This is a genomic window from Ruania alba, assembly GCF_900105765.1.
Lineage (GTDB): Bacteria > Actinomycetota > Actinomycetes > Actinomycetales > Beutenbergiaceae > Ruania > Ruania alba.
In genome coordinates this window covers 1193513-1218734 of sequence record NZ_FNTX01000002.1, presented here as the reverse complement: position 1 = coordinate 1218734, position 25222 = coordinate 1193513, and the positions used below count along the sequence as shown (strand labels likewise).

At 66.9% G+C, this 25222-nt stretch carries 18 protein-coding genes; 13 read left to right on the top strand and 5 right to left on the bottom strand.

The genetic code is table 11. The features are described from left to right. Positions 1-22 precede the first annotated feature (22 nt). From BLU77_RS15945 to BLU77_RS15930, 4 genes are all read left to right on the top strand, one after another. On the top strand, positions 23-1318 hold the full coding sequence (locus BLU77_RS15945; RefSeq protein ID WP_089774046.1) for an MGH1-like glycoside hydrolase domain-containing protein: 1296 nt from the start codon (positions 23-25) through the stop codon (positions 1316-1318). Further along, a complete protein-coding gene (locus tag BLU77_RS15940; RefSeq protein ID WP_089774045.1) occupies positions 1315-2874 on the top strand; it encodes a sulfatase family protein in 1560 nt (519 codons plus the stop codon). The genes BLU77_RS15945 and BLU77_RS15940 overlap by 4 nt, the downstream gene beginning before the upstream one ends. Before the next feature lie 79 nt (positions 2875-2953). Beyond that, positions 2954-4027: a hypothetical protein gene (locus tag BLU77_RS15935; protein ID WP_139177802.1), complete on the top strand. Its 1074-nt coding sequence runs from the start codon at positions 2954-2956 to the stop codon at positions 4025-4027. Between the two features lie 58 nt (positions 4028-4085). Continuing rightward, the gene (locus BLU77_RS15930) at positions 4086-5129 is read left to right on the top strand and encodes a hypothetical protein (protein ID WP_139177801.1); all 1044 of its coding nucleotides are present in this window, start codon (positions 4086-4088) and stop codon (positions 5127-5129) included. On the opposite strand, the gene BLU77_RS22955 is transcribed toward BLU77_RS15930, so the two are convergent. Next, the gene (locus tag BLU77_RS22955) at positions 5126-5260 is read right to left on the bottom strand and encodes a hypothetical protein (protein ID WP_281242113.1); all 135 of its coding nucleotides are present in this window, start codon (positions 5258-5260) and stop codon (positions 5126-5128) included. The genes BLU77_RS15930 and BLU77_RS22955 overlap by 4 nt on opposite strands. Positions 5261-5309: 49 nt before the next feature. Then, positions 5310-6764 (bottom strand): sulfatase family protein, encoded by a 1455-nt coding sequence (locus BLU77_RS15925; protein WP_089774042.1) that lies wholly within the window; start codon positions 6762-6764, stop codon positions 5310-5312. 194 nt (positions 6765-6958) lie between these two features. Between BLU77_RS15925 and BLU77_RS15920 the strand changes: the two genes are divergently transcribed. From BLU77_RS15920 to BLU77_RS15905, 4 genes are all read left to right on the top strand, one after another. Continuing rightward, positions 6959-7861: a sugar-binding transcriptional regulator gene (locus BLU77_RS15920; RefSeq protein ID WP_175477151.1), complete on the top strand. Its 903-nt coding sequence runs from the start codon at positions 6959-6961 to the stop codon at positions 7859-7861. Between the two features lie 149 nt (positions 7862-8010). Beyond that, on the top strand, positions 8011-8835 hold the full coding sequence (locus BLU77_RS15915; protein WP_089774040.1) for an SDR family oxidoreductase: 825 nt from the start codon (positions 8011-8013) through the stop codon (positions 8833-8835). A gap of 58 nt (positions 8836-8893) precedes the next feature. After that, positions 8894-9346 (top strand): RpiB/LacA/LacB family sugar-phosphate isomerase, encoded by a 453-nt coding sequence (locus tag BLU77_RS15910; protein WP_089774039.1) that lies wholly within the window; start codon positions 8894-8896, stop codon positions 9344-9346. Between the two features lie 422 nt (positions 9347-9768). Next, a complete protein-coding gene (locus BLU77_RS15905) occupies positions 9769-10860 on the top strand; it encodes a hypothetical protein (RefSeq protein ID WP_089774038.1) in 1092 nt (363 codons plus the stop codon). A 151-nt stretch (positions 10861-11011) separates the two neighbouring features. On the opposite strand, the gene BLU77_RS15900 is transcribed toward BLU77_RS15905, so the two are convergent. Further along, positions 11012-12049: a LacI family DNA-binding transcriptional regulator gene (locus BLU77_RS15900; RefSeq protein ID WP_281242123.1), complete on the bottom strand. Its 1038-nt coding sequence runs from the start codon at positions 12047-12049 to the stop codon at positions 11012-11014. 418 nt (positions 12050-12467) lie between these two features. Between BLU77_RS15900 and BLU77_RS15895 the strand changes: the two genes are divergently transcribed. After that, positions 12468-13505: an App1 family protein phosphatidate phosphatase gene (locus tag BLU77_RS15895; RefSeq protein WP_089774036.1), complete on the top strand. Its 1038-nt coding sequence runs from the start codon at positions 12468-12470 to the stop codon at positions 13503-13505. Between the two features lie 27 nt (positions 13506-13532). Here the strand turns inward: BLU77_RS15895 and BLU77_RS15890 are convergent, their stop codons facing one another. Beyond that, entirely contained in the window at positions 13533-13718 is a 186-nt protein-coding gene (locus tag BLU77_RS15890) for a DUF1918 domain-containing protein (protein WP_089775899.1), read from the bottom strand. 112 nt (positions 13719-13830) lie between these two features. Beyond that, positions 13831-14904, bottom strand: coding sequence for a VIT1/CCC1 transporter family protein (locus tag BLU77_RS15885; protein WP_089774035.1), 1074 nt, complete (start codon positions 14902-14904; stop codon positions 13831-13833). 262 nt (positions 14905-15166) lie between these two features. On the opposite strand from BLU77_RS15885, the gene BLU77_RS15880 reads away from it, so the two are divergent. The 4 genes from BLU77_RS15880 to BLU77_RS15865 all read left to right on the top strand — a co-directional run bounded on the left by BLU77_RS15880 (position 15167) and on the right by BLU77_RS15865 (position 25221). Next, on the top strand, positions 15167-17551 hold the full coding sequence (locus BLU77_RS15880) for a hypothetical protein (RefSeq protein ID WP_139177800.1): 2385 nt from the start codon (positions 15167-15169) through the stop codon (positions 17549-17551). Between the two features lie 577 nt (positions 17552-18128). Next, positions 18129-22064: an InlB B-repeat-containing protein gene (locus tag BLU77_RS15875; protein ID WP_089774033.1), complete on the top strand. Its 3936-nt coding sequence runs from the start codon at positions 18129-18131 to the stop codon at positions 22062-22064. A 153-nt stretch (positions 22065-22217) separates the two neighbouring features. Beyond that, entirely contained in the window at positions 22218-23012 is a 795-nt protein-coding gene (locus BLU77_RS15870) for an HNH endonuclease family protein (protein WP_089774032.1), read from the top strand. Beyond that, positions 22996-25221 carry a TM0106 family RecB-like putative nuclease gene (locus BLU77_RS15865; RefSeq protein ID WP_175477150.1) on the top strand — a complete coding sequence of 742 codons (2226 nt, stop codon included), beginning with the start codon at positions 22996-22998 and terminating at the stop codon, positions 25219-25221. Before BLU77_RS15870 ends, BLU77_RS15865 begins: the two co-directional genes overlap by 17 nt. Position 25222 lies beyond the last annotated feature (1 nt).

Genomic DNA, 25222 nt, shown 5'->3' with positions numbered 1-25222 from the left:
TGACCCAAGAACGAGGTTTTCGATGCCCGACGCTCCCGACCAGCCGACGAAGCTCCAGTCAGACGCCGACCGGATCCATGCGTACCGCTCCGAGATCAAGAGTGGCTTGCTACGGCCAGCAGCCGGCATGCTGACGCGACCGTACTTGTCCGCAGGGACTGGACAGACCTACCCGGACCTCACGGACTGGGACGCGATCTGGGCGGGCGCGGCGTACCTGATCGACGGAGACGCCGAGCCGCTCCGCAACAGCCTCCTCAACCTGCTCGAGCACATCGGCCCCGACGGCAAGGGCCAGCGGCGGATCGGGAAGGACCGGTACAGCGCTCCGCCGTACCAGATCCGCCCGTTCCTCGCCGCGGGTTGCTTCGTGCTCTCGCGCGAGACCGACGACGTCACGTGGCTCGGGCCTGAGGGCTTCGAGCAGCTCGAGGCCTACCTGCTGTACCGGCACTCCCACAACATGGGACGCGAGGGCCTCCTCACGTGGCTGCACATCGACGAAGGCTTCGGCGACAACGCGACGGCGAACTGGGCCTGGGAGCCGAACGTCGTCGAAGCCGTTGACCTCAATGCCCAGATGGTCTACGAGCACACCGCGTTCGCCTGGCTGGCTACGCGAGTCGGCGACGAACGCCGGGCATCGCGCCACACCGCATACGCGAGGCGCCTTGCAGCGAGCATCAACAGGCTGCTCTGGAACGAGGAGGACGCGTTCTACTACAGCCTCTACATTCCGCCGCTGCGGCAGTCGCCCTCTCAGCACATCAGTGCCGCGCATGCGTCCAACCTGTGGCCGCTCTGGCTCGGCATCGTCCCGGATACCCGCGCTCGGCGAATCATCGACCGGTACGTTCTCTCCGCCGAACACATGTGGAGCGACTACGGCATCCGGTCGCTGAGTAGGTCCTCGCGGCACTACAACAATGCGCACAACGGGATCGCCATGCCGATCGGACATCACGCGATGCAAGGTCCCGCGATCGACACCGCAACGTGCTCGAACTGGCAAGGCCCCGTGTGGGCGCTCCACAACTACTTCGCCGTCCAGTACCTGCGCCGCTACGGCTACTTCGATGAAGCGCGCGAGGTCGCGGCGCGGATCATGACGTTGCACGCGGCTTCCCTCGAGGAGCACGGCGCCTACTTCGAGAACTTCGATGCCGAGACCGGGAGTGGCCTCGCAGCTCTGGGCATCGGCAGTTGGGGACTGATGCTGCCCCAGCTGGTCTCCGACCTCGAGACCGGTAGCGACTGGTGGTTGCGCGGTCTCGAGCTCCCCCAGGCCGAGGACGACGCAGGCGGGCATCCCTCATGAGCGAAGACTCCGGAAAGGGGCAGAAGGACGCACGTCGCCCCGACGTCCTGCTCATCTCGACAGATCAGCAGCGCTTCGACACGTTGGCGTGCCTGGGGAACGACAGCATCCACACACCCAACTTGGATCGGCTCGCGAGGCGTGGCACCGTCTTCCACCGCGGATACTCGACGTGTCCGGTCTGCGTGCCTGCCCGGTACACCATGCGTACCGGCTGGGAACCCACCCGCACCGACATCTGGGACAACCTCGTGCCGCCAGGTCGGCACGAGGAGATCCGAGATGAGGCCGGCCCCTATCTCGCCGGTGCGATGAAGGAACGCGGATACCGGACGTTCGGTATCGGCAAGTTCCACACCTATCCATGGGACGCCGATGTCGGCTACACGGTCCAGCTCCACAGCGAGGAGCTGTACGACACGCCGGCGCAGCGGGCCGGAGACGCGTACGCGGCGTGGATCGCCTCGGAACATCCCGAGTACGACTGGGTCGAAGGCCTCATGGGCGAGCGAACCGAGATGTACTACATGCCCCAGATGAGCCCGCTGCCCGCAGACCTGACCGTCGAAGCATGGGCGGCCGACCGTGCAGTGGAACAGATCGCCATGGACGACGGTCGTCCATTCTTCGGCTTCGTCTCCTTCATCGGCCCGCATCCACCGTTCGCTCCGCCGATGCCGTTCCATCGCATGTACGACCCAGACCGGATGCCGCTCCCCGTCACCGGCGACCTGGAGGTCGATCATCTCGATCAGCAGCTCCCCTGGATGAACGCGATGACGTTCGCGGAGAACGTCGACGACGACCGGGCACGGGCACTGAAGGCCCGATACTACGGCGAGATCAGTTACATCGACAGCTGCCTCGGCCGGATCCTCGACGCGGTCGATCGGCTCGACGACCCGGAGAACGTGCTCATCTGCTTCGTCTCCGATCACGGCGACCTGCTCGGCGACCACACCGCGTGGCAGAAGGAGAGCTTCTTCGAGGCCTCGACCCGGATCCCGTTCCTGCTGAGCTGGCCGAGCGTTATTCCAGCCGACCAGGAGAGCGACGACCTCGTGTCCTTGACCGACCTGTTCGGTATCTGCACCGGCGCGACCGGATGGCCCGACCTGCGGCAGGGCCACGACGTCCTCGGGATGCTGTCCGGCGACGTCGAACCACGACGGCGTCTCTTCGGTTTCCACGGCCGGCCCCGCACGAAAAAGTTCAAGGCGATGATCCGCCAGGACCAGTGGAAGCTGATCTTCCTCGCGAACGGCGGGCATCGGCTGCTCTTCGACGTCGATGCCGATCCGCACGAGCTCCGTCCTGTCCAGGACAGCCACCCGCAGGTGGTCGAGGAGCTGACCGAGGCGCTCGTCACCGAGCTCCTCGCCGAGGGGCGCAAGGATGCCCTCGTCATGGCGGCAGGCCAACCCACACGGCTATGGACGCAGCCCTACGAGACGTGGGAACGACAGCGGGTCTACCAGTTCGACCGGTCGCGCGGCGTCGCCGGTTTCCCGGACTTCCCTTCAGGCGTCCACCACGAACACGTACCTAGTCGATAACCACGCACCGATTCCACGAGTGATTCAACGGCGACACAGATGGAAGGTAAGCACCATGCACAATCCGAACGATCCCGCGATGACCAGGCGGCAGGTACTGACCTCCGCAGCAGGTATCTCGATCGCGGGCGCGAGCATCGCCACCGCGTCCGCGGCGACTGCCACGGATCACAGCGCTGCGGAAGCGTCCGAACGCGTACCCGAGTTCTGGTATCAGGACAACAATCTGGGGTTGGGCGGCAGAGGGGTCCCCACCGACTTCTTCAGCAGGTACGACGACCTCGACTCATGGGCACTCGCACGCGCACAGATGCATACCTTCGCGCTCGAACAGGGCACCTTCGTCAGGCAGGGGCTTTCGGAGCGGCCCGCGTTCCTCGAGAAGATGGCGGCCGCCCACGCCGGAATGAACTTCTGCTACAACGTGACCCAAGCAGTGGCCTGGTGGTGGCCGCACTATAACGAGACCGGCGAAGTTCCCGAGGGACCGCCCGACTACACCACGACGATCAACCACCTGCGTCAGCTCCGCTCGACCGGGTTCACCATCACGGACGTCATTCTGCAGAGCGTCCTGGCGAAGCCGGGGCCTGGTCGGTTCCTGGGCTACAGCATGGAGCGTCGCATCCGGGACGTCGTCGAGTTCTACGACCAAGTCAGACCAGAGTTCCCCGACGTGCGCATCGGGATCATCGACCCCCTGCCAGGGCAGTTTCCGTGGCAAGACGCCTACCGGTTTCTGAAGGACGAGCTTCGGTCCAACGGGCACGAACTCGACTTCATCCATTTCGACAAGCCCTTCGACCGAGTCCGTCTCGAACGCAACACCCCGCATGGTGTCATCACCTGGGACCGGATGGTCGAGGTCGGTGAGTTCGTCAAGAACGAGTTAGGCCTCACCTTCGGGCTCCAGTGCGTCGACGAACAGGCGGGCAAGACCAGCAGCAACGACTTCCGCAAGCACACGTTGGAAGGGCTCGCGAACTACGTCGCGCACGGCGGGACAGCAGACCGCTACATCCTGTGGCCCTTCTTTCCGCACCCCGAGCACTCGACCCCCGACGATCTCGGTGCGCTCCCACCCGAGGGCGCGAGCCAGATGAGAATCTTCCGCGAGCTCGCCCGCGGAGTGCCCGCCCGACGCTACCCGTGACCAATCGAGAGGATTCACCATGAGCAGCACGACCAGGAACCACTTCACCCGTCGCCAGGTGCTGACCTCCGCCGCGGGCGCCTCAATCGCAGGAGCGATCGGCGCACCAGCGGCCGCCGCAGCGGCGTCGGCGGGATCCGACGCGTCCGACCGTGTGCCTGAATTCTGGTATCAGGACAACAACCTTGGCCTCGGTGGCAACGGTATGCCGCCGGACCTCGTCAGCAGGTACGACGCCCTCGACACCTGGCAGCACGCACGCCGAGCCATGCACACGTTCTGCTTCAGCCAGCTCGGCGCCGGGGACAACTACGCCGACGAGGTCAAGTACTCGCCCGAACTCCTCGACAAGATGGTGGCCGCCCATTCGCAATCGAACTTCTCGTTCAATGTGACCCAGGCAACCACCTGGTGGTGGCACAAGTACCGTGACACGGGAGAGATCCCTGACGGTCCGCCGGACTACTCCGCCACGATCAACAACTTGCGCCAGGTTCGATCGGCCGGGTTCAACCTGGGCGACATCATGTTGCAGAGCGTGCTCACCAAGCCCGGGCCGGGACGGTTCAAGGGCTATAGCGTGGAGCGGCGCATCCAGGACGTCGTCGAGTTCTACGACCAGGTCAAGCCCGAGTTCCCCGACGTGCGCATCGGCATCATCGACCCCTGGCCGCTGAAGGTCGAGTCCACGTGGCTCCAGGATGAACTGAGAGCCAACGGACACGAGCTCGACTTCATCCATCTGGACAAGCCCTTCGACCGGATCCGGCTCGAACGCGACACCCCGAAGGGGGTCATCACCTGGGACCGGATGGTCGAGGCCAGCGAATTCGTCCAGAACGAACTCGGCATCACTTTCGGCCTCCAGTGCGTCGATGAACGGGCCGGAAACACCAGCAACAACGACTTCCGCAAATACACCTTGGAAGGGCTCGCGAACTACGTCGCGCACGGCGGGACGGCGGACCGCTACATCCTGTGGCCTTTCTTCCGCTACCCGGACCACTCGACGCCCGACGATCTCGGCCCGCTCCCGCCCGAGGGCGCCAGCCACATGCGCGTCTTCCGCGAGCTCGCCCGGGGGGCGGCGCGGCGTCGCTAGAACGGTGCGGACCGTACTGCCACCAGCGCAGTGAGCAGGCGGACGGCATCGCCTCGATACGGCGGGAGGGCAGCGCTGAGCTGCTCTCCCGCCACCGCACGGCACCCCTTCTCGGCCGTCAACCCTCGCACAGCGCAACGGTCGCGCTCAACATGACTCGACATTCCGCGGCATGCTGCCTCAACTCAGCGCTGTCGGCATTCTCCCCACCGCTGCCGTGTGGAGGGCGCTCTCGGCCCGCCAGCGCGAGATCGTCTGCCGAAGCTCCGCCTTGACTGACAAACAGGCAGGGTCGTCCCACAGCGACTGTTCCTCCATCGGGTCGCTCCGAAGATCGAACAACTGCCCCTGGTCGGAGTCGACGAACTCGACCAACTTCCAGTCGGAGCTACGCACCATGGTCATTAAGGCGGTCTCCGTGAGGATCCCGTCGCGCGCGTGCTCGGCAAAGACATACTCGCGTCCCCGCCAATCCGCTCCGGTACAAGCACCGAGCAGGGACCTCGCCTCCATCCAGGCCGGCGTGTCCGCCCCGACGAGGTCGAGGACGGTCGGTCCCAGGTCGAACAACGAGGTGAGCTCGTCGACGACGTACCCCGCTCGAACCCGACCCGGCCCCCAGACGATGGCTGGCACACGGACGCTCGGTTCGTACATGGTCCACTTCTGGCTATGCCCATGGTCCCCGAGCGCGTCGCCGTGGTCCGACGTGAAGATGATGACGGTGTCCTCGAGGACGCCGCGCGCGTCGAGCGACTCGATCAGACCACCGACCTGAGCGTCGATCATCGAGATGTTCGCCAGGTAGTGCTGACGTTGACGACGGCTTCGTTCAGGTGACGGGTCCTCGTCGTGGACCACCGAGTCGTGATCGTTCCTGACGTGCTGCTCTCGCAGTGCCTTGAGGACGTCCGGCTGACCGTCGCGGTCGCGCCGGGAGTTGCACGGGTCCGGGATCTCCCGGTCCGTGTACTTCTCGATGTATCGCGGTACGGCATCGTAGGGCGGGTGCGGGCCGGGGAAGCCGACCTGGAGGAAGAACGGCTGATCGGAGATGTCTGGAGAGACATCGATCCAATGGCGTGCCATGTTCCCGACGAAGTTGTCCACGTGCAAGTCTTCGGGGAGCTCCCAGTCGAATGCGCCGAGCCGGTCACCGTAGTCCGGGAGGTTCCGCAACGTCCGGCGGTCCGGCTTGACATGTCCGTGGCTCCAGAGCGCCTTGTCCCAGTCGTCGAAGAGGAACGGGAGATCGGGGCTCCCACGATCCTTGTTCTCCACGACGTGACGCTCGTGGAAGCCGACGGAAGCGTCATAGGGGAAGGTGTGCATCTTCCCGACGTTCGCGCACCTGTACCCCTGAGCAGCGACCTCCTCGACCCACGAGTGCCGCCACACGTCGTCGTTCTTGTACACGCCGGTCGTGTGCGGATAGAGGCCGGTGAAGAGGCTGGCGCGGGATGGTGCACACGACGGAGAGGTCACGTACATGTGGGAGAACGCCGTTCCCTCGCGCACCAGGCGATCGAGGTGTGGAGTATGCGCGTGCGCGTGCCCGAGAGCCGCGATCGTGTCCCAGCGCTGCTGGTCGGTGATGATAAAGACGATATTCGGTCGTCGTGCCGACTCTTCCATGAACTCTTCCGTTGGTCGCGACCTAGGTGGCGGGCGTGCGAAGGGAACGTCGTGAACTAGCGTCATAGCGCTCATCTGAGCGCTGCTGTGATACACTTGAGAGACTACCTGCAGGCGTCACACCCGGCAACCAACGACCAGAAGGACACACGATGGCACCATCGGCGATCGAGCCGCACCTGTCGCCTGGGCTCATGTCAGCCATAGCGCACGCGTACTACGTCGAGGACGAGTCGAAAGTGGCCATCGCCAAAACGCATGGCATCAGCAGGTTTCAGGTCGCCCGACTCCTGCAACGCGCACGCGAACAAGGGCTGGTCCGCATCGACATCCGGTCCGCCGATGGGGTGAACGTTGGCCTGAGTAGTGAGCTGCGGGAAGCGCTCGGCCTCACGGCAGCCTGGGTGGTCGAACCCGACGAGGAGGACCCCGTGGAACTTGTGGGGTCCACGATGGCGAGGGTCCTCGAGAGCACCGTGCAGACCGGCGAGGTCATCGGGATGAACTGGAGCCGCGCACTCGTCACGATGACGCGCCACCTGACGCGACTGCCGAGGTGCACCACGGTCCAACTCGCCGGTCACGCGGCGATCGGGACAGACTTGCCTGATACCTCCGAACTCGTGCGCCGGATCGCCCGGGCTTCGGGGGGCGACGCATTCCCCATCCCGGCCCCATTGCTCGTGACGGACGAGGCCGCTCTCCGATCACTCCTCGGACAGCCGGCAATCGCAGCGGCGACCGCGATGTTCGACTCGATCGACACGGCTGCGATATCGGTCGGCGCTTGGACGGCGGGCGAGTCGACCGTCCACGCGTCGGCATCCGAGCGCGACCGAACGCAGGCCGACGCACACGGCGTGGTCGGCGAGGTCAACGGGAGACTCTTCGACCAGACCGGAGCGCCTGTCGAGAACGTCATCGGCAATCGCGTACTCGGCATCCACCTCGACCAGCTCACGAGGGTGCCACGGCTCCTCGCCGGCGCCTTCGGGGAAGTGCGCGCAGAAGCCACGATCGCCGCAGTACGGGCGGGCTACGTCAACGAGCTGGTCGCCGACCGCGCCCTTGCCGAGGCGATCCTTGCGAGGTACTGACTCCGGCGGAACCATGGTTGCGCACTCATGACACGTCGACTAGGCTCCTTGCCATTCGAGCACATACTCCGCTCACATGAGCGACACAGCGTCGAGGGGAGTCACGGGACATCCAGGGATGTGTGTCGGCAACGAGGGAAGGACGTCTCATGGACGAGACCTCGCCCACTCCCGCCAACCGAACCGTTGGGAATGAGTGCGGTCGCCCAACCACGGCGCGCCCAGCCGGAGCCTCATACAACTTTCAGGGTTCACGTGTGCTGGTGACGGGAGGATCCCGGGGAATCGGCCGCGGCATCGCCTTGGCGTTCGCACGCTCCGGCGCCGACGTCACCTGCGCCCAACGAACACCGGGAGATCTCGGCGGGCACGACATCCATAACGGAGGAAGCATCTCGACGAAGGAGGTCGACCTCACGTCGCGGGAGTCGGTCGGACAGCTAGCGTCCGACGTCAACGACGAGGGCCCGATCGACATCCTGGTGAACAACGCAGGGATGCAAGCATGGCACGACAGCGCAGACTTCCCGCTCGATGAGTTCGATCGAATTCTGGAGGTGAACCTGCGTGCGGTCTTCCACCTGACACAGGCGATCGGATCGCGGATGGTCGAACGCCGCGCAGGGAAGATCATCACCATTGCATCCCTGACGTCGTTCATCGGCGGCTACCGCGCACCGGCATACGTCGCGTCCAAGGGCGCGGTCGCCCAACTGACCAAGGCACTCTGCAACGAGTGGGCGCCGCTCGGCGTCAATGTCAACGCGATCGCACCCGGCTATATCGAGACCGAACTCAACACCGCGCTCAAGGAAGATGATGTCCGGTCCACGGAGATCATGCGCCGCATTCCAGCAGACCGATGGGGCGAGCCCGACGAGATCGCCGACGCAGCCCTGTTCCTGGCATCCGACTCCGCGCGCTATATCCACGGGATCGTGCTGCCCGTGGACGGCGGATGGCTGGCACGGTGACGCCGCAGCGGGACCGATACCCCCTTCACGGAAGACACGGCAATCCAGGAGGCCTTTCATGACCACAGTGGTGATCAGCTCGGACCACGCAGGCCTTGCGCTACGGGGTGATCTCGTCGACCACCTTCGCCGCCGCGGTTACACCGTAGACGACCGCGGGCCGGCAACTCCCGTCGTCACGGACTTCCCGGATATAGCCGCTGACGTTGCCCATGTTGTTGCGAGCGCCGGATCCGAGGCGCGGGGAATCCTGATCTGCGGATCCGGTGTGGGCGTCTCGATCGCGGCCAACAAGGTCAACGGGATCCGGGCGGCGCTCGCGCACGACACCTACTCCGCACACCAGGCGGTCGAACATGACCGAGCGAACGTCCTCTGCCTAGGCGCCCGTGTCATCGGCATTGCCCTCGCTCGCGAGCTGTGCGACACATTCCTCGCCGCACAGTTCATGTGGGAGGAGGACTTCGTTCGTCGGGTACGCAAGATCGACGCACTCGAACGTCAGGGGTGACCGGACATCATCACGTGCGCTCGCCCCCGACTGAAACGTCTCAGTAGACAGATCGCATCCCGACCGCCCATCGAGTTCATCGCGAAGGAGCTGTGAACGATGAGGAATACCCAGCGCGCATCTCTCCCACTCCCGCTCTGGTGGCCCGTCGCCCTTTCAAGGGACGTGACGGCACCTCTCCGGTCGCGCACCGTCCTCGTTGGAGAGGAACTGGTCGTTCGAAGGGGAGCCCAAGGCTCTGCCGAGTGCCGTGACGACACGACAGGCGGCTATGTCGGAGGTGGCAGATCTCCCCCGATCACCCTTCGGCCGGAGCGCCCGAGCATTCGCGCACGACGCAGACCCCCACACCAACGAACCCACAAGTCGGTCTCACCCGGTTCACGATCGCGGACCCACGGTGAGCCCGGGAAGGATCCACCATGACGACATCGAACGGACGAGCGATGAACCTGACGAGACGGCAGGCCCTCACTGTGGCCGGCGGCGCCATCGCCGGAGCCGCCGGAGCGAGCACCTTGACCGCTTTGCCCGCGGGCGCGGCGAACCCCACGCACGGACCGCGCGACTTGCCGGAACTCTGGTATTGCGAGAACAACATGGGCTGGGGCAAGGGCATCCCGCCGGACTTCTTCAGCCGGTACGACGATCCCGACTCATTTGCCGCCGCCCGCAGGGTCATGGACACGTACATGGTCCGGATGGGCAGCTATGAGGGACAGTTCGAGGGAGACATCCCGTTCCTCGAGAAGATGGCGACGGTCCATCACAACTCGAACTTCGCCTTCAACGTCACCGAGGTGGTCGCCTGGTGGTGGCGCGAGTACAACCGAACGGGGGAGGTGCCCGACGGCCCGCCCGTGTACAGCGCGACGCTCAGACACATCCGCCAGTTCAAGGAAGCTGGGATCATCCCGACGGACATCGCTGTCCAGAGTGTGCTCTCCAAGCCAGGCCCTGGAAGGTACAAGGGGTACCCCATGGAGCGTCGCATCCAGGATGTGGTCGATTTCTTCCACCAGGTCAAGCCTGAGCTACCGGACGTACGGATCGGGATCATCGACCCGCTACCGGACCACTGGGAGGACGGCGTCCACCGAGCTGAATGGCTCCAGAGAGAGCTCCAGTACGCCGGATACGAGCTCAGCTTCATTCACTTCGACAAGCCGTTCGATCGCCCCCGGAGGGAGCACGTCGGACCAGCAGGAAAGATGACCTGGGAGAGGATGGTCGCCCAAGCGGACTTCGTACGGGACGAGCTGGGCATCACGTTCGGCCTCAATTGCACCGACGAGATCGGCGGGAACCGCGGGAACAACCTCTGGCGGGAGCACGTCTTGGACGGCATTGACCAGTTCATCCGTCACGGGGGAAAGGCGGACCGGTACATCCTGACGCCCTTCCACCCCCACCCGGACCATACGGTCCCGGACGACCTCGGACCACTGCCGCCGGAAGGTGCCAGTCAGATGAGGGTGCTCCGTGAACTCGGGCGAGCAGCTGGTCGTCGTTGAGATTTGATCCGGGGCGTACTCTCGGTGTCGATGCTCGGTCCTACACCGTCATCGAACCGGGAGCACGCCCGGATATCTCTGGTGCCAGCCATGGACGCGGCCTGCCGTCACCAGCAGCAACTGCGCCGAGCGTCGCGGCTCCGTCACAGGTCTACGGCGTCCGGGCCGGGTCGCTCGAGGAACGGACGACGAGCTCCGGTGTGAAGAGCACCTGCTCATGAAGGTGCGACTGCCCGTGCTCGATCTCGTCCAGGAGGAGGGCGGCAGCGCGAGAACCGAACTCCGCCTTCGGTCGACGGACCGAGGTCAGCGACGGTGACAGCATCGACGAGAACTCGAGGTCGTCGTATCCGACGACAGCAACGTCGTCGGGTACCTGAAGGCCCTGCGCACGCAATCCGCGCAGCACTCCGAGCGCGAGGAGGTCGTTGATGCACATCACAGCGGTCGGGGGATTCGAGCCTGCCATGAGCTGCGGCACGGCCGCCTCGCCCGCCTGCGCGCCGGGCGTGACGACGGTGACCTCTCGAACCGTTGTCTTGACATCCAAGCCGGCAGCCTCGACTGCCTGATGCAGGCCGGCACGACGCTCAACCGCCTGGTGGAAAGCTGCCCCCGCCGTCACCAGGCCGATCCGGCGGTGCCCCATCTCGATCAGGTGTGCGGCTGCCATGGCGCCGCCCTTGACGTCGTCGGAGGCAACAGAGCACTGGTCCGGGTAGGGACTCGGCAGATCCAGCAAGACCACCGGCGTCCCGCGGCTGCGGAGCTGGTTCATCGCAGTGAAATCGTCGCTCGACGGCGCTAGGAGAATCCCGCGAACCCCCTGCTCCTCGAGCTGGACGAGCAGCCGGCGTTCCGTCTCCGCATCGCGGTCGCAGCTGCTGAGCGTGAGACTGAGCTCGGCTTCGGTGAGACGCCGCTCGACGCCTGCGGCAACCTCGGAAAAGTACGGCCCCCTGATGCTACCGACGAGCAGGCCGACGGTCTGGCTCCGCCCCATCCGAAGTTGGCGGGCCGAACGATTCCGCACGAAGCCCAGGTCACCGATCGCGGCCTCGACCTTCGCACGGGTCTCGCTGGCCACGAGCTCGGGCTTGTTCAACACGTTCGAGACCGTCCCGACCGACACACCTGCATGTCTCGCGACGTCACGACTGTTCGGTCTGTTGGTCGTGCCGGCGGGCACCGGCGGAGTGCCCGCGTCATGACTCCTGCGATCGCTCACCACTCCATCTTGGCACGTTTCAGGGGATGAGTCGGACGGAACGAGACCATGAACCTGGGCCATGCAGGCTCGCACCTACCCGGCCAGCAGGATGTCCTGCTGGCCCATCGGGCAACCCAGCAGACCCAATCGTGACGGAATCGTTGCAGTGATGTAACGCATCCGCGACCGCCATCCGGGGCGTGGTAGGTCAGGATGGAGTCGGTTCCAGAGCGCCTCGCGTTCGGAACTGCGCAATGGGGCGCATACGGGACGTGGCCGGCATCCCCTGCGCCGGCCACGTCCCGCACTCCCCGTTCGTGGCGGCCAGCACTCCCGTTCGTGACCGCCCCGGCTATCCGTCGGGCCCGGGCCCTTCATCTCCCCTACCCTGAGGGGCATGTCAGCGACGCACGTGGCCGCCCGGTTCGAGGACGGTTTCCACCGCCGCCTGATCCCCTATCTCCGAAGCCGTGGCTGGCTGCCGCGCACGATCGACTACATCGGCTATGGGAACCGGCAGGTTGTCCGGGTGCTCGCCCGCGTGGTGCTCTCTCGGCAACCCTCCGACGACGATGCTCGCCTCTCCGCGCTGGACCTGATCGAGCGTCGTGGCTGGCGTGCCTACGTCACGGCACCCGTCTCCTTCATCCCGGTGACGGTGCGCGTCGGCGGGTACGAGCACACCACTGTCACGGACCGCAGCGGGTACCTGGACCTGGTGATCAATGGCCACGACCTGCCCGCCGGGTGGCACAGCGTCGAGATCCGGGCGAAGGCCGCTGCCCCTGCCTATGCCCGGGTGCGGATCATCGACACCGATTCCCAGCTGGGGATCGTCAGCGACATCGACGACACCGCCCTGGTGACCCTCGTGCCGCGACCGTTCATCGCCCTCTGGAACACCTTCGTACGGCACGGGAGCGCCCGGCATGTGGTCCCGGGGATGGCGCAGATGTATCAGCGGATCGCCCAGGAGCACCCGGGCACGCCGATGTTCTATCTCTCTACCGGGGCGTGGAACATCATGCCGACGCTGGTGCAGTTCCTGCGCAGCCACGCTTTCCCGGCCGGGCCGATGCTGATGACCGACTGGGGCCCCACGAACACCGGCTGGTTCCGATCCGGTCAGGAGCACAAACGGGTGGCGTTGCGCAGGCTCGCCGCCGAGTTTCCGCACGTGCGCTGGGTCCTGGTGGGCGACGACGGCCAGCACGACCCCTCGATCTACCGGGAGTTCGCCCGGGAGTACCCCACCCGGGTGGCAGCGATCGCGATCCGCCAGCTCACTCCGGGTGAGCAGGTGCTCGCCCACGGAACGCCGATGCCCACGGTGGAGCCGGGTGAGTACCGCGGACAGAGCCCCGCACCCGAGATCACCGGTGCGGACGGCTTCGACCTCGCACCGCAGCTCTCCGCAGTGCTGCGCGCCCTCTGACGCCGTCCCTTCAGGTCGCGACGCCGGCTACTTCTTGGGCTCGACGAAGGTGTCGGGTCCGGGACAGTACGTCGTCTCGTGCTCGTCCTCGGACCAGCGCACGTGCCACGGTGGTTCACCGTGCTCCGAGACGCTGACGACTTCACCTTCGCGTGCCGGGACGTCCGTGTGTGCGGACGTGATCACCACGCGGTCTCCCACTGCGGCCCTCATCGAGACCTCCCGCATCATCGCCGGTGGTGGCTCTCACCACCTCACACCCAGTCTGGCGCCTGACGGCGTCCGGCACCACCGCAGGGACGCCCGGCCTGGTGACCGGTCGCCGTCAGCCCACCGTGGTGCCGAAGGCGAGCCCGAGGAGATAGGTGACCCCGGCAGCACCCCACCCGATCAACAGTTGCCGCAGCGCCCGGCGCATCGGCGGAGCACCGGAGAGAACCCCGACCGCGGCACCGGTGGCCACCAATGCCAGGCCGACCAGTCCTGCCGCAAGCAGCACCGCCGTCAGACCGGTGAGCCCGAGTGCGTACGGCAGCACCGGGATCACCGCTCCGGAGGAGAAGAACGCGAAGCTGGAGATGGCGGCCTGCCAGGCGGAGCCGACCTCCTCGAGCGAGTGCGGCGCGATCCGGCGCGGTGGAACGGTCGGGTTGTAGTCGGCCAGTCGCTGCTCCGCCTTTTCCTGTGCTTCCTCGGCGCTCATCCCGCGCGCCCGGTAGACCAGGGCGAGTTCGTTGGCGTTCACGTCCAGGTCCCCGACGGCGGCGTGCGCCTGCGGGCTAGGCGTGGACGCCTCGAGCAGTTCCCGTTGGGAGCGGACCGAGACGTACTCGCCGGCTCCCATGGAGAGCGCGCCGGCAAGGAGGCCGGCGATCCCGGTCAGCAGCACAGCGCTGGTGCCGAGCCCTGAGGCTCCGATACCCATCACGAGGGCGAGGTTCGAGACAAGCCCATCGTTCATCCCGAACACCGCGGCCCGGAACGTGCCGGACATCTTGGCCCGGCCGCGCATCGCGAGCGAGCGGATGACCTCCTCGTGGATGCGTTCGTCGGCGGCCATCGCTGGAGTGGCGTGCGAGTCCCCGGCGTACTCGGACCGTGCCTCGGCGCGCTGGGCGAGGGCCAGCACGAAGACCGAGCCGAACCGGCGGGCCAGGGCGATCAGCAGACGTGACCGCATCGACGGCGGTCGCTCCCGGCCGATCTGGTCACCGAGCAACTGCACCCAGTGGGCGGCGTGCCGGCCCTCGGCGTTGGCAAGGTCGAGCAGGATCTCCCGCTCCTCACCGTCCCGCCGTGCAGCGAGTTGTGTGTAGAGGGCGGCCTCCGCTCGTTCCTCCGCGAGATAACGGCGCCATCGGCGCACGTCCGCACGCTGTGGTTCGCGAGTGGTCGTCATGGGTCCAGTCTTCCAGGCGGCGCGCGGCTGCCGAAACTGTGGCAGCGGTCAACCCCGACGGCGCACCTCACCCTCCGCCTCACCCTCTGCCTCACCCTCATCTCACCCTTTCCGGGCGGCATTTTTCACCCGTACTCATAGCCATCCGGCATGTATCAGAGGGCGCTTTCAAGAGCACGATGCCAGGGAGAGCTTCCGGGAATCCGCCACGCCGCGAATATGCGTGGGTCCGGGGGCCGAATTCCCGTCCCCAGGAGGACCGATGAGACACGCACGAACGTACCCAGGAAAGGTGTCGAGGCGCCCCGCGGGCGTTGCTCTCGGCACGGTCATGGCGGCTATCCTCGCCATGACCGTCGGGGCGAGCGCCGGGTGGGCCGAGAGCGCCCCGCCCGACGACGCCGATACCGCGATCACTGCCGAGGCCCAGAACGCCGCGGAAGCCGCAGAGGCAGTCACGGAAACTGCAACTACAGAGAGCACGGACGAGGCCGGCGAGGAGGCGGCCGACCAGGCACAAGAATCGGTGACACCGTTGCCCACCGAGGAGTCCGATGAATCGGAAGAATCTGGTGGCGCTGAAGAATCCACCACACCAGCCGACTCCGAAGAATCCGAGAGCACCGGAGAAGACGCCGAGCAATCCCATGAGGCCGAGGAATCCCATGAGGCGGTAGCCGCCGAGAGCGAGCAGAGCACAGAAGTCGAGGGTGGTGAAGGTGCCGAGGAAGCTGATGAGTCCGAGGAGTCCACGGATGAGGCATCAGCCGAGGACGGCACTGCCGACGAGGGCGCCGAGCAGGACGTGGCCGTTGCGAGCGCCGAGGAGTCGGTGCAGCTGACCGAGCGTGACGTCGAGGTGATCCAGGACGTCGGCGGTGGTGCTGCGACCGAGTGTGCGGACATCGGATTCGACTTCGGGGTGAAGCTGGACACCGGCGCCGCGGGTAGCTATACCTACTACGGGTCCGGCCCGTGGGAGCCGGACGGCATCGACATCGCGCTGAGCGTGACCATCGCGGACTCGCACACGTTCTCCTTCATGGCCGATCCGGCAGTCGGCGCCATCCTCGTCAAGGCCGGCCAGGGTAGCCAGCAGCTTGCCGGCGGGACCGCAGGATTCCGCGAGATCGGCGGTCAACAGGCGATCAGTCACCTCACGTTCTGCTACAACGAGCCCGAGGAGGAGCTGACCGTCACTCAGACCCTCGAGACCACGTTCGACCGCGAGCACTTCTGGTCGATCGACAAGTGGGCCGACCCCGAGTCACTCACCCTGTACCCGTTCGCCGAAGCCGGTCCCACTAGCGGCACTATCGACTGGACCGTCGACGTCGGCTACGAGGGCCACGAGGACTCCGGCCATGTGGTCTCGGGCACGATCTCGATCGAGAACACCGGCGACACTACGGCCGCGTTCGATGGCACCCATGTGCTGGAGACCAGCGAGGGCAACATCCTCCCGGACCTGGACTGCGTACCGCCGGTGCCCATCCTCGACCCAGGGGGCACGTTCACCTGCACGTACTCCCATCCGGTGGACAGTGCGGTCTCGGGTCAGAGCGTCCTGGAGATCGTCACGAGCGAGAACAGCTACGCTGCCGATCCGGCGCCCATCACCTGGGGTGACCCGGACAGCGAGGTGAACGCCACGATCGACGTGACGGACGTCAGTGACCTCAACGGTCTTGTCAACGAGTCGTTCACCGCTCCGAACGGTGGCACGATCACCTACGACTGGGACTTTGCGTGGTCGGAGTTCGGTCTCGACGCATGTGGTGCGTACAGCTACGACAACGCCGCGACCATCACGCAGACGGAGCAGTCCGCCGACGAGTCGGTGACCGTGGAGGTCGTGTGCCTGGAGACCACACCAGTCGTGCCGACCCTGACCCCAGGGATCTGCACCGACGGCGTACTGGTGCACCCGACGCTCGCTCTCGCCGAGACCGATGGCATCGAGTACGCGGTCGACAGCGAGGGCCCGTACGCAGGTGGTCAGACCGTGGGGATCATGGCGAGTCTCACCGAGGGTTACGTCTGGGGCGAGGTCGGGTCCGAGTGGACCATCGTCGACGACCTGACCGTGACCACCGACGTGACCCTCGAAGAGGTGCCTTGCATCCCGACCTTGCCGGAGCCGCCGAGCGTGGATGACGGCGACTGCGAGGACGGTGCCGGTGTACCGCCGAGCCTGACGCTCGGTGAGACCGCGGGCATCACCTACTCGGTGGATCCGTCCGAGCCATATGAGCCGGGTCAGACGGTGACCGTCACTGCGACGCTAGCCGAGGGGTACAGCTGGGGGGAACCGGCCGCGATGACGCTCGCACCGGCCGCCGCCACCGCTGGCGGACGTTCTGTGCCCGCTCGGGTCCCGACCGAGCACGCAGTGTCGGACACCGAGGCTCAGCCCGTCGGTTGGCCCGAGGAGTGGACGTACGTCTCACCCACGGAGGCGACGTTCGAGGTCACCTTCGAGGACCCGGAGTGCCCGCAGACGCAGCCGCCGCAGGTGGCCGCGTCACCGCAGTTGCCGAGCACCGGGACACCGTCGCTCGACCTTGCCGCTCTGACACTGGCGACGCTGGCCGGAGGGTTGCTGCTGGCGAGCGTCGCGCGCCGTCGGCGCACCACGATCGGCTGAGTATCCGCCGTCGGTGGGGCCCGGGCGTGTGCGCCCGGGCCCCACGGGCGCGTACTGCGGGGAAATCGCCACGGGCCGCGCAATAGTCGCGCGCCGACCGGAATTGACGTGTGGAGTGAATATTTCGACCTCAACGTGATGAGCAATGGGATTCATCGCAATAGAAAAGTGTCGCTGAAAAGCGATCCTGGCGCCCCGCGTCACCAGTCCATCGATACATCTCCGCCGAGGAATCCCCCACCTCACCCCGCCCCGGCCGGCCGCACAACACGCCAACGCAGCCCTCAGCAGGACTCCGCGGCGAATCACAGGAGTGCAACTCACCCCCTCTCCTCACCCTTCTCACCCTCACCTCACCCTCTAAAAGCCCCACTTTTCACCCGTACAGCCTGGTGCTTATTCGTAGTCCGAGGAGCACACTGACGGCACACCACGCAGTAGCCCATCGACCCCTTTTCTGGCGTCGCTCATGGGTTCTACCAGGTGCGTCCAAAGCGATGTGGGGAGACATACGATGAGGCACGCCCGAATAGCTCGGAATCCGTCTGAAATTCACACCTGGTCCATTCGAAGAGCCATGCTCGGTGCCGCAGTCGCCACCTTGCTGGTACTCACCAGTGGCGCCGGAGCAGCCTGGGCAGAGACGGTCGATCCGTCAGCGTCCTCCGAGGACGAGCGCACCGTACGCACGCCAGAGGCAGTTGCCGAAGAAGAGAGCGTCGAGACGCAGGAGGCGGAGACTGCGTTCGCGGCCCTTTCAGAGTCCGAGCCAGAAGCAGTCGCAGAGAACGCACCCGAGCCGGAGCAGCCGGCCGAACCCGAGGCTCCCGAGCCAGAGGAGCCCGCCGAAGCGGAGGTCCTCGAGACAGAGGAACCTGCGGAGCCGGAACCGGAGCCCGCTGAGCCGGAAGCACCTGCAGAGTCTGAGGAGCCTGCTGAACCCGAGCAGCCCACGACCGACGAGTCCGCTCCGGGCACGGACATTGCCGAGAGCACCACGGAATCGGACGAGGAACCGGCACCCGTCGAAGCCGAGGATGTGGAGATCACCCCACTCGTCGACACCGTCGGCCCGGGACCCACTGCCGGTGCCGTCGACCAGGAGCGCTTCCGCGCGGCACGAGGAGCCACCTACTCCAACGCGAACCTCGGGGCTGCTGATTCCTCAGACGTGGTGACCCAGCTGACCAGCTCGGACCGCGTCTTCGAGTGCGGCGACACCATCATCTTCTTCGAGATCATCCCGGTCACCGGGTCCGCCGAGGGGGAGTCCACAGCCACGGTCACGCAGGTGTTCGACACCCGCTTCGGAAACAACGATCAGGTCGGCTACACGCAGGTCACTGCCTTCCTGGCGTTCGATGACTCCGGCTACGTCAGTGACGGCGAGGAAACGATCACGAGCGGCACGGGTGCCAGTGGTACCTGGTCGGACGGGACGATGACGATCGCCACGACCGTGAGCGATGTGGAGGCCGGCGAGACGATCGTGATCGAGTACCACGCCCTGCTCACCTGCGGGAACCCGCCCGGAACGATCAGCGGGAACCTGCACGCCTCCCACGACTCCACGGTGATCAGCCAGAACGCCGGTGACGGCCCCTCCAACACCACCGGCGGCGGCAACCAGACCGTGCCGCTGTTCTCCAACGCCGTGCTGATCACCACACAGCCGAGCAACCCGAGCGTGACTCAGGCGGTCTGCGTGGACGGGGAGCTCACCGACCCGACGCTTACCTTGCCCGCGGACACCGACGCGATCACCTACAGCGCCAACCCCGGTGGGCCCTACTCCCCCGGTGACACGGTGACCGTTACTGCCACCCTGAGCGCCGGCTACGCCTGGGGCGACATGCCCGCCGGATGGACTCAGACCTCACCGACAACCGCCGAGTATGTCGTCACCTTCGACGACGTCGAGTGCATCCCCGTCGCCCCCGAGGACCCCACCATCACCCAGGCAGTCTGTGAGGACGGTGAACTCATCGACCCGACCCTCACCCTCCCGGAGACTGAGGGCGTCACCTACAGTGCCGATCCATCCGGACCCTACTCCGCCGGTGACACGGTCACGGTGACCGCGACCCTGGCCGACGGATACGAATGGGGCACCCTCGGCGAGGGCTGGACCCAGGACTCACCCACTCAGGCGAGCTACGTCGTCACCTTCGACGACGTCGAGTGCATCCCCGTCGCCCCCGAGGACCCGACCATCACCCAAGCAGTCTGTGAGAACGGCGAACTCACCGAACCCACCCTCACCCTGCCCAGCGACACCGACGCACTCACCTACACCGCCGACCCCGCCGACACCTACGAACCCGGCCAAACAGTCACCGTGACCGCAACCCTCGCCGACGGATACGAATGGGGCACCCTCCCCGAGGGCTGGACCGAGGACTCCCCCACCCAGGCGAGCTACGTCCTCACCTTCGACGACGTCGAGTGCGTGCCCGTGACGCCGATGGACCCGCAGGTCACCCAGGCAGTCTGTGAAGGCGGCGAACTCACCGAACCCACCCTCACCCTGCCCGCCGACACTGACGCCCTCACCTACATGGCCACCCCCGGCGGGCCCTACTCCGCCGGCGACACCGTCACGGTGACCGCAACCCTCGCCGACGGATACGAATGGGGCACGCTGACCGAGGGCTGGACCCAGGACTCACCCACCCAGGCGAGCTACGCCGTCACCTTCGACGACGTCGAGTGCGTGCCCGTGACGCCGATGGACCCGCAGGTCACCCAGGCAGTCTGTGAAGGCGGCGAACTCACCGAACCCACCCTGACCCTGCCGGCCGACACGGACGCACTCACCTACATGGCCACCCCCGGCGGGCCCTACTCCGCCGGCGACACCGTCACGGTGACCGCAACCCTCGCCGACGGATACGAATGGGGCACCCTCAGCGCCGGCTGGACCGAGGACTCCCCCACCCAGGCGAGCTACGCCGTCACCTTCGACGACGTCGAGTGCATCCCCGTCGCCCCCGAGGACCCCACCATCACCCAGGCAGTCTGTGAAGACGGCGAACTCACCAATCCCACCCTCACCCTGCCCGCCGACACTGACGCCCTCACCTACATGGCCACCCCCGGCGGGCCCTACTCCGCCGGCGACACCGTCACGGTGACCGCAACCCTCGCCGACGGATACGAATGGGGCACGCTGACCGAGGGCTGGACCCAGGACTCACCCACCCAGGCGAGCTACGCCGTCACCTTCGACGACGTCGAGTGCATCCCCGTCGCCCCCGAGAACCCGACCATCACCCAAGCAGTCTGTGAAGACGGAGCGGTGACACCACCGACCCTGATCCTTCCGGGTGACACTGTGGCGATCACGTACGCCGCCGCCCCGTCCGGACCCTACGAGCCCGGGCAGATGGTCACGGTGGCCGCCACCCTCGCTGACGGCTACGAGTGGGGCACCCTGACCGACGGCTGGACCGAGGACTCCCCCACCCAGGCGAGCTACGCCGTCACCTTCGACGACGTCGAGTGCATCCCCGTCGCCCCCGAGAACCCCACCATCACCCAGGCAGTCTGCAAGGACGGCGAACTCACCGATCCCACCCTCACCTTGCCGGCCGACACCGAGGCACTCACCTACACCGTTGACGTCTCCGGGCCGTATGCACCGGGCCAAACGGTCACCGTGACCGCCACCCTGAACGACGGCTACGCATGGGCCGACCTGCTGCCCCTGCCCTGGGTCGAGGACTCCCTCACCCAGGCCAGCTACGTCGTCATCTTCGACGAGGTGGAGTGCATCCCGGCGCTCCCCGCCGATCCGGACGTGACCCAGGCGGTCTGCGTGGACGGCGGGCTCACCGATCCGACGCTCACTCTCCCGGAGACCGAAGGCGTCACCTACACCGTCGACCCGGCCGGACCCTACGAGCCAGGCCAGACCGTGGTCATCACCGCGACCCTCGCCGACGGCTATGCATGGGGCGAGGAGACCATCGCGCTCGCCAAGGTGATGGGCCTCATGGTCGCGGACGAGATTCCGCTGCCCTCCGGGTGGCCGGAGAGCTGGACCTGGGTGTCGCCGACCGAGGCGACCTTCGAGGTCACCTTCGAGGAAGTCGAGTGCACCCCTGCCGTCCCGGAGAGCCCGGACCTCACTCAGGCGGTCTGCGTGGACGGAGACCTCTCCGATCCCACGCTCACCCTGGCCGAGACCGAGGGCATCACCTCCATGGCCAGCCCTCGGGGCGGTTACCAGGCCGGTGACTCGGTGATCGTCACGGCCACCCTCGCCGACGGCTACGCGTGGGGCGAGCTGCCCGACGGCTGGACCGAGAGGTCACCGACTGAGGCGACCTTCGAGACAGCCTTCGACGACGTCGAGTGCGTCCCGCCATCAGTACCGTCGCCATCGGTACCGTCGTCGGCACTGCCCGCGACTGGTGCACCCAGCGAACTCGGCAGCATCGCAGCCGTGATCCTTGGTCTCGGGTTGGCGCTCCTCGCCATCGCCCGACGCCGAAAGAGCCTGATCGGCTGACAGAGCCCCGGCAACGGCCCGGAACGCGCGTCCCCTCACGCGTCCGGGTCGTTGTCGGCTGTCCATCCACAGGCAACGGTGCGATGCTCTCCCGTCCACAGCCGGCCGCCGTCGGGGAGGTCATGCAGGCCACAGCGTGGCCATGCTGTGGCCATGGCAGAGGTCCGACGGCGGAGTGTCACCGTGATCACCGTGGTCGCCCTGGCCGCCGCGGTCGCGTGGGTGTTCCCGCGGTGGTGGGACCAAGTGGCGCCCATGCCGCCCACACCGGTGGCTCGGGAGACACTGCGGGAGGCTCGGGCGGCGTTGCCGGAGCTGACCGTCGTGGAACCGCTGCCGCTGGAGGACTACGACCGGCGCTTCTTCGGCGACCCGTGGGCCGATGTGGACGGCAACGGGTGCGATACCCGCAACGACGTGCTCGGCCTGTGGCTGACCGATCAGGTGCGGGACTCGACGGTGCCGTGCGTGGTGGAGTCCGGGACTTTGCACGACCCGTACACCGGGCACGTGATCGACTTCCGGCGCGGACCGGCCACCAGCGCGGCGGTCCAGGTCGATCATGTGGTGGCGCTCGCCGACGCGTGGCGCAAGGGCGGGCGGGAGTGGGCACCCGAACGGGCGTTGGCGTTCGCGAACGACCCGGCCAACCTGATCCCGACCGACGGAGCCGCGAACCAGGAGAAGGGTGCCGACGATGCGGCGGGATGGTTGCCACCGAACGAGGGATTCCGGTGCGCGTACGTGGCACAGCAGATCCTCGTCAAGGATGCCTACGGCTTGGGGATCGCCCCGGCGGAGCTGGCGGCGTTGACGGAGGTGCTCGACGGCGAGTGCCACAGAACGATCGCCGATGCGGCGATGTCGGTCGGCGCCGATAGCCTCAGGTGGTCGGCGCCCTCGTCGGCGCGGCGGGAGAGGAGGCGATCGGGTGTTCCTGGCAGATGACGTGCTCGTGTACAGCGCGAGCGACCTCTCCACGGCGTTCGCGTGCGAGTTCCAGCTCCTGCGCAAGCTCGACGAGAAGCTGGGTCGGGTGCCGAAGCTGGAGACCTCGGACCCGATGCTCGAGCGCGCGGCCCGCCTCGGCGCCGAGCACGAGGCGCTGGTGCTCGCTGACTACCGCGACCGCTTCGGGGCGGGAGTGGTGGAGATCGACCCTCCCACCGAGTACACCGCCCACGCCCTGCGCCAGCAGCAGGTCCAGACGGTCGCTGCGCTCCGCGACGGTGCGGACGTGGTGGTCCAGGGCAGCTTCTTCGACGGCCGGTTCCACGGACGCTCGGACTTTCTGGTGCGTGAGGGGGACGTGGACGGGCGGCCGCGCTACGCCGTCGTGGACACGAAGCTGGCCCGCTCGGCGAAGCCGAAGGCCATCCTGCAGCTGGCCGCCTACGCCGACCAGCTGCAGCGGCTGGGGATCCCACTGGCTGAGCACACCCGTCTGCACCTGGGCAACGGGGCGATCACCGAGCACGAGACCGCCGCGAGTGTCGCCGTCCATCGGGAGCACCGACGGCACGTGCAGACCCTGCTGGACGGTCATCGCGCGGACGACGGACCGGTGCCGTGGGGCGACGAGCGATTCATGGCGTGCCTGTGGTGCGAACACTGTAAGGCCGAGATCGCCCGCACCCGGGACGTGCAGCTGGTGTGGGGGATCCGGCGCCAGCACCGGGAGGCGTTGCGCCGCGCGGGCCTCGCCACCATCGATGCACTGGCCATGGCCACTCGTCCCGTGGAGGGTGTGCGGCCCGAGATGTGGCAGCGGCTGCAGGCGCAGGCGCGCCTGCAGCTGAAGCAGGAGCAGGTGATCGCCGACGGCGCAGGTCAGGTGCTCAGTGAGGCGCACGACCGTACGGGGCTGGATGAGCTCCCTGCCCCGGATGCCGGCGATGTGTTCTTCGACTTCGAGGGCGACCCGTTGTGGGTGGATGCCGACCGCACCGTGTGGGGGCTGGAGTACCTGTTCGGGCTGATGGAGGTCGACGGAGCGTACGTGACGTTCTGGGCGCACGATCGCGCGGCGGAGGGGGTGGCGCTGCGGAAGTTCCTCGACTACCTGCGGCAGCGGCGGGCTCGGCACCCAGGGATGCACGTGTATCACTTCGCCGGGTACGAGCAGTACACCTTGCGGAACCTGGCGGAGCGGCACGGGGGCGTCGAGGAGGTCACCGAGCTGCTCGATTCCGGGCTGTTCGTGGACCTGTACCGCACGGTGAAGAGCTCGGTGCGGGTGGGGCAGGCGTCCTACTCGTTGAAGAAGCTCGAGCCGCTGTACATGGGGGCCGAGCAACGCTCCGGCGTGACCACCGGGGGTGATTCGGTGGTGGCGTACGAGGACGCCTGCGCGATGCGCGATCGCGGCGATGAGACCGGGTATCGAGCGCGGCTGGACGAGCTGGCGGACTACAACCGGTACGACTGTCTGTCCACGCGGCAACTGCGGGACTGGTTGCTCGCGCAGCGGGATGCTCTCGGGCCGGACGAGGCCGTCACACCGTCCGAGCCCGGTGAGAGGGCAGCCGCCGAGACGGCGACCGGCGAGACTGTGGCAGCGGAGCCGGTCGAGTCGGCGGTGCGTGGGTTGTCCGACGCCACGGCAATGCACGACCACGCGGCCGGGCCGCTCCACCACCTCGCGGGGATCGCCGCCGGGCTGCACCTGGTGTCGGTGCCGCACCGCGGGAACTCGAGGGTCTCCTCCGAGGAGTCAGCCGAGATCGTCGCGCAGGTGACCTCGCTCCTTGGCCGGCAGCTCGTCGACGGCGAGCAGACCCGGCCGCTGGTCGCGGCGGACCTCCTCGTGCTCGCCGCGGATGCGGAGCAGGCGCGGCGGATCGGCCTGGACCTGCGGGCGGCCGATATCACTGGTGTGCGAGTGGGCACGGTGCACGAGCTGCAGGGGCAGCGGGCCGCCGTCGTGATCGGTTCGCTCGCGGCCTCCACCCCCGAGGACGTCCGGCGCGACCTGCGGTTCGTCCTCGCTCCGGACCGATGGGGGGCGGCGGTCGCCGCGGCCCGATGGGCGACGATCCTGGTGCGCTCCCCCACGCTCACGCGGCGGCTTCCGGCCGATCCGACGGACCTCGCAACTCTCGGATCGTTCCTCGAGCTGTGCACCGGTGCGCGGGAGCGCCGTCCTCGGAGTCGCTGAG